Genomic DNA, 6,923 nt, shown 5'->3' with positions numbered 1-6,923 from the left:
CTTTCAAGGGCCGGACTCTAGCTCCGCGTGGAGGAAATTCTCAGGGGCACGTCAACACGACAGCGAACGATGACGACGGATTGAACCGGGCGCCTGCTGCTGTCTGCTTTTAGTTCAAGGGGATCTATCATGAGACAATTCACCGGCCATCGCGCCCTTCTGTTCGCCGCGGCATCGACAGCGGTTCTGACGATTGCGTCTGGCGCCGCCGCCCAGAGCGCAGGTGCGCCCAGCGCTGCAGACGTTGACGAAGTCGTCGTCACCGGGACGCGCGTTCCGGGCCGCACCCGTCTGGACACCCTGGTGCCCGTCGACGTCGTCACCAGTGAGGCGCTGCAGCAGCGCGGTACGACGGAACTGGCGTCGCAGCTGGCGGTCGCCGTGCCGTCCATCGCCTTCCCGCGCCCGTCGCTGACCGACGGCACGGACTCGGTTCGCCCGGCGACCCTGCGTGGTCAGGGACCGGATCAGACGCTGGTGCTGGTCAACGGCATCCGTCGCCACGTCTCGGCCCAGGTGAACACCAACGGCACGGTCGGGCGCGGTTCGGCGCCGGTCGACCTGAACGCCATTCCCAGCTCGGCTCTGGATCGCGTCGAAGTGCTGCGTGACGGCGCATCGGCCCAGTATGGCTCGGACGCCATTGCGGGCGTGATCAACCTGCGTCTGCGCGAAGCCTCCAGCGGCGGCGGCGCTTCGGCGACCTATGGTTCGTATCTGTCCAGCGTGACCCTGCCGAACGCCGGCAAGAAGGACTTCACCGACGGCAAGCAGCTGACGGTCTCGGCATGGCAGGGCTTTGCCTTGGGGTCGGACGGCTTCTTGACCGTGTCGGCAGAGTACCGCGACCGTGACTACAGCAACCGCGCCGACTTGAACCCGACCGCCGTGCCGCAGCGCATCACCGGCCGGTTCGGCGATCCGGAAAGCACCGACTGGTCGGTCTACGCCAATGCGGGCAAGCCGCTGAACGCCGCCTGGTCGGCCTATGGCTGGGCGGGTTATCAGGAGCGTTCGGCCCTTTCGGCGGCCAGTTATCGCAACCCGCTGCCGGAAATCTTCCCGGACGGTTACCTGCCGCTGATCGGGGTGGACACCCAGGACCTGACGGCCAACGGCGGCGTGCGCGGACAGGCGGGCGGCTTCGATATCGACGTCAGCCTGGGCTATGGCCGTAATGCGCTGGACTACAGCGTCCACGACACCATCAACGCCTCGTACGGTGCCCAGTCCAAGACCGACTTCTACGCCGGTTCGGTCACCTATGATCAGTTGGTATTCGGCATCGACGCCAACCGCGCTTATGACGTCGGTCTGGCCGGTCCGCTGAACGTGGCCTTTGGTCTGGAAGCGCGCCGCGAGACCTATGAGATCGGCGCGGGCGAGCCCCAGTCGTATGATCGTGGTCCGGTCACGGGCAAGGGTTCGGCGTCGCAGGGATACGGCGGTTTCGCCCCCTCCAACGTCCTGTCCAAGAACCGCAGCAACGTCGGCGTCTATGTCGATGTCGAAGGCGAGCTGGTTGAGAACTTCACCGCCTCGGCGGCCCTGCGGTACGAAAACTATTCCGACTTCGGCGACACCCTGACGGGCAAGGTGGCGGGTCGTTATGATTTCAACCGCCATCTGGCGCTGCGCGGCGCGGTGTCCACGGGCTTCCGTGCGCCCAGCCTGCAGCAGCAGTATTTCACCCAGACCTCGATCACCCTGGTGCCGCCTGCGACGCCGGGCGGTCCGACCACCTTCACCGAATCCGGCACCTTCCCCTCCAACAGCGTCATCGGGCGCGCGCTGGGCGGAACGGACCTGGAGCCGGAAACCTCGGTCAACTATTCGCTGGGGACCGTGTGGCGCTACGGCGGGTTTGAGCTGACCATCGACGCCTATCAGATCAATGTCGAAGACCGCATCATCCTGTCGGGCCTGCTCAGCGGCAACCGTACGGCGGCGGCAGGAACCAATGCGAAGATCATCGCCGATCTGCTGGATTCGGTGCCGGGCGGCGCGACCTCGGCGCGCTTCTTCATCAACGGCGTCGACAGCAAGACCAAGGGCATCGACATCGTCGGCCGCTATCGCTGGAACAGCGCCGATGTGGGCCGGTTCGACTTCACGGTCGCGGGCAATATCAACGACTTCAAGGTCACCCGCTATCCGACGACGCGCACCTTCTCCTCGACCACGGTGCTGCCGCAGGAAGTCGATCTGTTCGACCGCCGCGAGCGCGTCCGCTTCGAGCGGGGCGTGCCGCAGTGGAAGGTCAACTTCCAGACCGACTGGAGCTATGAGGCGTTCGGCGTGACGGCCCGCACCACCTTCTATGGCGACACCCTGAACGCAGGCACGCCTGCAGACGGCAGCGGCGACGTGCATACGGGCGTCCGCGGCGTGGTCGATCTGGAAGGCCGCTACACCCTGTCGAACGGCGTGGTGCTGGCGCTGGGTGCGGACAATCTGCTGGACACCTATCCCAAGAAGACGCCTGCCGCCTTCCTGGGATCGACGGGGGGCTCGCCCTATTCGTCCTTCTCGCCCTTCGGCTTCAACGGCCGGTTCGTCTATGGCCGCGTCAGCGTGAAATGGCGATTGCGAGCGTGGGAGGCTGGCTGCGGCCAGCCTCCTGCGCGCCTCAGCCCAGCCATTTGGACAGGACTGCAATCAGCAGCGGCATCTGAAGCGGCTTGGCCAGATGGTCGTCCATTCCTGCGGCCCGGCAGTGAGCGATCTGCTCAGGCTGGACATTGGCGGTCAGGGCGACAATCGGGATGCGGCGGTCGGTGGCGGCTTCCAGGCGGCGGATTTCCCGCGTGGCCGTCAGACCATCCATCACCGGCATCTGCACATCCATCAGCACCAGATCATAGGTGTCGAACAGCAGGGCGTTCAGCGCCTCTGCGCCATTGTTGACCGTGGTCGCCTGGACGCCCAGCTTGGTCAGGATGGTCGAGAACAGCTCGCGGTTGGCGTGGGTGTCGTCCACCACCAGAATACGCGCCTGCCCCTTCAGTCCGCCGACTTCGTCAACCAGGGGCGCAGCCGTGCTGTCGCTCAGCGGCAGACGGACCTCGAACGAGAAGGTCGAACCCTCGCCCAGTTGGCTGACCGCCGACAGTTGGCCCCCCATCGCCTCAACCAGGCATCTCGAGATCGCCAGCCCCAGGCCGGTGCCGCCGTACAGGCGTGTGGTGGAGGGGTCCGCCTGGGCGAACCGTTCGAACACATTGGCGATGGTGTCCGATGTCATGCCGATGCCGGTGTCGGTGACCGTGACCTTCAGGTGCCAGTCGTCATGGTCGCCGCGCTGACCGCCCACGCTCAGGGCGACGGCGCCCTGGCTCGTGAACTTGGCGGCGTTGCCCAACAGGTTCAGCAGCACCTGCCGCAGACGGCCTTCGTCGCCCAGCAGGGCGGCGGGCAGGGCGGGATCGATGGCGACCTGAAGCGCCAGGCCCTTGGCGGCGCATTGGGCCTCGATGATCTCCACCACATCGTCGGTCAATTGCACGGGATTGAACGGACGAGGGTCAAGGTCGATCGCCCCCTTCTCCAGCTTGGAATAGTCCAGCACGTCGTTGATGACGGCCAACAGCGCCTTTGAGGCCGTGGCGATGCGGTGGACATAGCCGCGCTCTGTCTCGGGCAAGGCCTTGCTGGCGGTCAGCAGGTTGGAGAAGCCCAGCACGCTGGTCAGGGGCGTGCGCAGTTCGTGGCTCATGTTGGCCAGGAACTCGCTCTTGGCGGCGGCGGCGCTTTCGGCCCGCTCCTTGGCCTCCAGCAGTTCGGCCTCCATCGCCTTGCGATCGCTGATGTCGCGGATGACGACGATGGCGTCTTCACGCCCGTGTTGCGCGTTGACGGTGGCCCTGAAGGTGCACTCGACCCAGATGACCGTGCCGTTGCGATGGACGGCGCGGTGCTCCAGGCGGTTCTGCTCGCCTGTTTTCAGGGCATCGTGGATCGCCTTGCTGACCTTCCTGCGGTCGGGCGGATAGACATAGTCGAGCGGATCGCCCGACATCTCCTCCAGCGTCCAGCCCAACAGGTGGTAGATGGCGGGCGATATGTATTTACTGGTGCCGTCAGGCCGGACGCGGGTGATGACGTCGGCGACATTGTCGGCCAGCAGCTTGTAGCGCGCCTCGTCCTTGCGGGCCTGGACGATCTGTTGCTCCAGATCGGTGATGTCGGTCACCGCGCCGAAGATGGCCTTGATCGAACCGTCGGGGGCGAGTTCGGGCCGGGCCTGAACCATCACCTGTCTTTGCACGCCGTCATGCCGGTTCAGGCGCAGGCGGTAATGCTGTTCTTCACCCGTGGCCACGATCCGCTGGATCGCCGCAGCCATGCGGGCTCGGTCTTCCTCGGGAAACATGGTGCGGAAGGTTTCAAGGCTGGGCTCGCCATCGGCCGGGTTCAGGCCGTGCAGCCGGAAGGTCGTTTCGGTCCATTTGATCGCACGGGTGGCCCAATCGATCCGCCAGTGGCCGACGCCCGCCATGTCCAGCACGGCCAGTCGTTCGTCGCAGAGGCAGTTGGGTGTCGCGTCTTCAGGCCGTTCGTCCCCGTCCGGCAGAGCCTTCAGAGGGTCCATACTGCTGTGAATGGGGGACATCGCGATACTCCGGCGATTGCCGAGCTATCAATCTCCGGCAAATTCTTTGTTACCGAAACGGACGGGGCGTCGATCCGCGCACGAATATTTTGGTCTAGAGGCTGTGTATTTGGTTCAGGTCGCCGGCGGTTCGCCCGGCGCCTCGCCCAGGGCGCGCACGTTCAAGGGCTCGGGTTTGCGGCTGGCCTGCAGCGGCAGGTCGGGCACCAGAAGGGTCGAGGCGAAGCCCAGCAGGCAGACGATGAACCCGGCGAAGATGACGCCCAGGATGGCGCTGCTGACCGCCTCGCGGACTTCTGGATCGACGGCGACGGGGGCGCCGTTCTTGGTCGATTGATGGGCCTCGACCGTCATCCGCTCCAGTTCGGCCAGTGAAAGGGTGCGGACCTGTGCGGTGGGCTCGGCGTTCGGGGCCGTCTTCATCGGGGCGGCCAGATTGTGGGTCAGGACGGCGCCGAACACCGCCACGCCGACGGTCGATCCGACTTGCCGGAAGAACTGGCCCGCGCTGGTCACCACGCCCAGCTTGTCGCGCGGCACGGCGTTCTGGGTCGCCAGATTGAACACGCTCTGCGCCGGACCCAGGCCCAGACCCAGCAGGGTCACGCGCCACATGATGTCGAACAGGCCCGCGTCCGACGGCGTCTGCGACAGCAGGAAGGCGGCGAACGCCGTCAGGGCCGCGCCCCCGACCATGACCATCTTGTAGCGGCCGATCCTGTTGACCAGGAAGCCGCTAGCGGTCGCCGTCAGGATCAGGCCCAGCGTCAGCGGCGTCATGGCCAGGCCGCTGGTGGTCGCCGCCAGACCCAGTCCCGTCTGCAGGTACAACGGCAGGAAGGACACCATGCCCATGAAGGCCATGAACATCAGAAAGGCTGACAGATTGGCCGTGGCGAAGGTGCGGTTCTTGAACAGGTCCAGCGAGATGATGGGATTGCTGACCCGCGCCTCCACGATCAGGAAGACGACCAGCGACGCGGCCGCCAGGGCGAACAGGCCCAGGATGTGCGGCGCGTTCCAGCCCGCCGTGCCGCCCCAGCTCAACGCCAGCAGCAGGGGCACGAAGGTGGTGATCAGCAACGCTGCGCCGGGGAAGTCGATCTTGCCGCCGATGCGGTGCGTCAGGCGCGGCATCTTCACCAGGATCATGAACAGGGCCAGACCCGCCAGCGGCAGGTTGATGTAGAAGACCCAGCGCCAGCCCGCGATCTCATAGCCCAGCAGGTGGGCGGTCGGCAGGTCGGTGAAGAAGCCGCCGATCAGGGGGCCGATCACGCTGGCCAGACCAAAGGTCGATCCGAACAGGCCGCCCAGCTTGGCCCGCTCGCGCGGCGGGAACAGGTCGGCGATGACGGCGAAGGCCGAGGTGATCAGGGCGGCGCCGCCCAGACCCTGAATGGCGCGAAAGACGATCAACTGAACCATGCCGCCGCCCAGCAGGGGCAGATCGCCGAACTCGCCCGACAGCCCGCACAGCACCGAGCCGACGATGAAGATGGCGATGCCGACCACCAGGATCGGCTTGCGGCCATAGATGTCCGACAGCTTGCCGTAGATCGGCACCATGACCGTGGACGCCAGCAGATAGGCGGTGGTCACCCAGGGATAGAGCTCAAGCCCCGAAAGCTGGGCCACGATCCGGGGCATGGCCGTCGAGACGATGGTCTGGTCCAGTGCTGACAACAGGAAGACGATCATCAGCCCGATCAGGGTCACGCGCTTTTCAAGCGGTGAGAAGGTCTGTGGTTCGGCGTGCGTCATGTCGCCGCACATGACGCAGGTTTTGGCTCTTGTCCACGAAATGCCATCTTCTGGAACCGGCCCGGCATCGGATCGTTGGTTTCTCATCAAGGAGAGACGACATGCTGAAATGGGCTTTGATTTTTGCGGTGATCGCCATTGTCGCCGGTCTGCTGGGCTTTGGCGGCATTGCGGGCGCGGCTGCGGGCATCGCCAAATTCCTGGCGATCCTGGCGTTGATCATCTTCGCCGTGTTCCTGATCCTGGGCTTCACGGTGGCCAAGAAGGTCACTTGATCGGGACCAGAGCCTGATCAGGCGGACGGCGGCTCGCAAGGGCCGCCGTCTTGCGTTGAGGCGTCTAGTTCGTCGTCCAGGTCAGGTTCAGGCCGATGGTGCGCGGGCGCAGCGGCGTTGTCGTCAGCGCCTCGGGCAGGCGGAATGGGTCGCCGAACGCAAAGGTGTTGGCCGATGTGTTGAACGGGTTGGTGATGTAGGCGCTGGCGCGCCAGTGGCCCGTCTCGACGCCGATCGAGGCGCGGGCCGTGACATAGTCCCCCATCTTGTGC

General features: G+C 65.5%; 4 protein-coding genes and 1 pseudogene. 2 read left to right on the top strand and 3 right to left on the bottom strand.

Annotated features, from left to right (window positions below; genetic code table 11):
- Positions 1-129: 129 nt before the first annotated feature.
- A pseudogene (locus tag QZ281_RS03905) lies at positions 130-2,445 on the top strand (TonB-dependent receptor); the annotation flags it as partial.
- Positions 2,446-2,629: 184 nt separating this feature from the next.
- Here QZ281_RS03905 and QZ281_RS03900 read toward each other — a convergent pair.
- Together QZ281_RS03900 and QZ281_RS03895 are read right to left on the bottom strand one after the other, a co-directional pair.
- Positions 2,630-4,612, bottom strand: coding sequence for a hybrid sensor histidine kinase/response regulator (locus QZ281_RS03900; protein ID WP_292224943.1), 1,983 nt, complete (start codon positions 4,610-4,612; stop codon positions 2,630-2,632).
- A 114-nt stretch (positions 4,613-4,726) separates the two neighbouring features.
- Positions 4,727-6,376, bottom strand: a complete 1,650-nt coding sequence (locus QZ281_RS03895) for an MDR family MFS transporter (RefSeq protein ID WP_292224940.1) — start codon at positions 6,374-6,376, stop codon at positions 4,727-4,729.
- A gap of 101 nt (positions 6,377-6,477) precedes the next feature.
- Here QZ281_RS03895 and QZ281_RS03890 point away from each other — a divergent pair, with 101 nt between their 5' ends.
- A complete protein-coding gene (locus tag QZ281_RS03890; RefSeq protein ID WP_292224939.1) occupies positions 6,478-6,651 on the top strand; it encodes a DUF1328 family protein in 174 nt (57 codons plus the stop codon).
- A gap of 64 nt (positions 6,652-6,715) precedes the next feature.
- Here the strand turns inward: QZ281_RS03890 and QZ281_RS03885 are convergent.
- On the bottom strand, positions 6,716-6,923 hold a 208-nt coding region (locus tag QZ281_RS03885; RefSeq protein WP_292224937.1), incomplete at its 5' end, for a hypothetical protein.

Origin of the sequence: Brevundimonas sp., from assembly GCF_018608325.1 — a bacterium.
Lineage (GTDB): Bacteria > Pseudomonadota > Alphaproteobacteria > Caulobacterales > Caulobacteraceae > Brevundimonas.
The sequence above is the reverse complement of the archived record's forward strand: the minus strand, read 5'-3'. Positions and strand labels throughout refer to the sequence as shown.

Coding starts and splice junctions, on each gene's coding strand:
- QZ281_RS03900 (WP_292224943.1), bottom strand. CDS start 4,612: ATGTCCCCCATTCACAGCAGTATGGACCCTCTGAAGGCTCTGCCGGAC.
- QZ281_RS03895 (WP_292224940.1), bottom strand. CDS start 6,376: ATGACGCACGCCGAACCACAGACCTTCTCACCGCTTGAAAAGCGCGTG.
- QZ281_RS03890 (WP_292224939.1), top strand. CDS start 6,478: ATGCTGAAATGGGCTTTGATTTTTGCGGTGATCGCCATTGTCGCCGGT.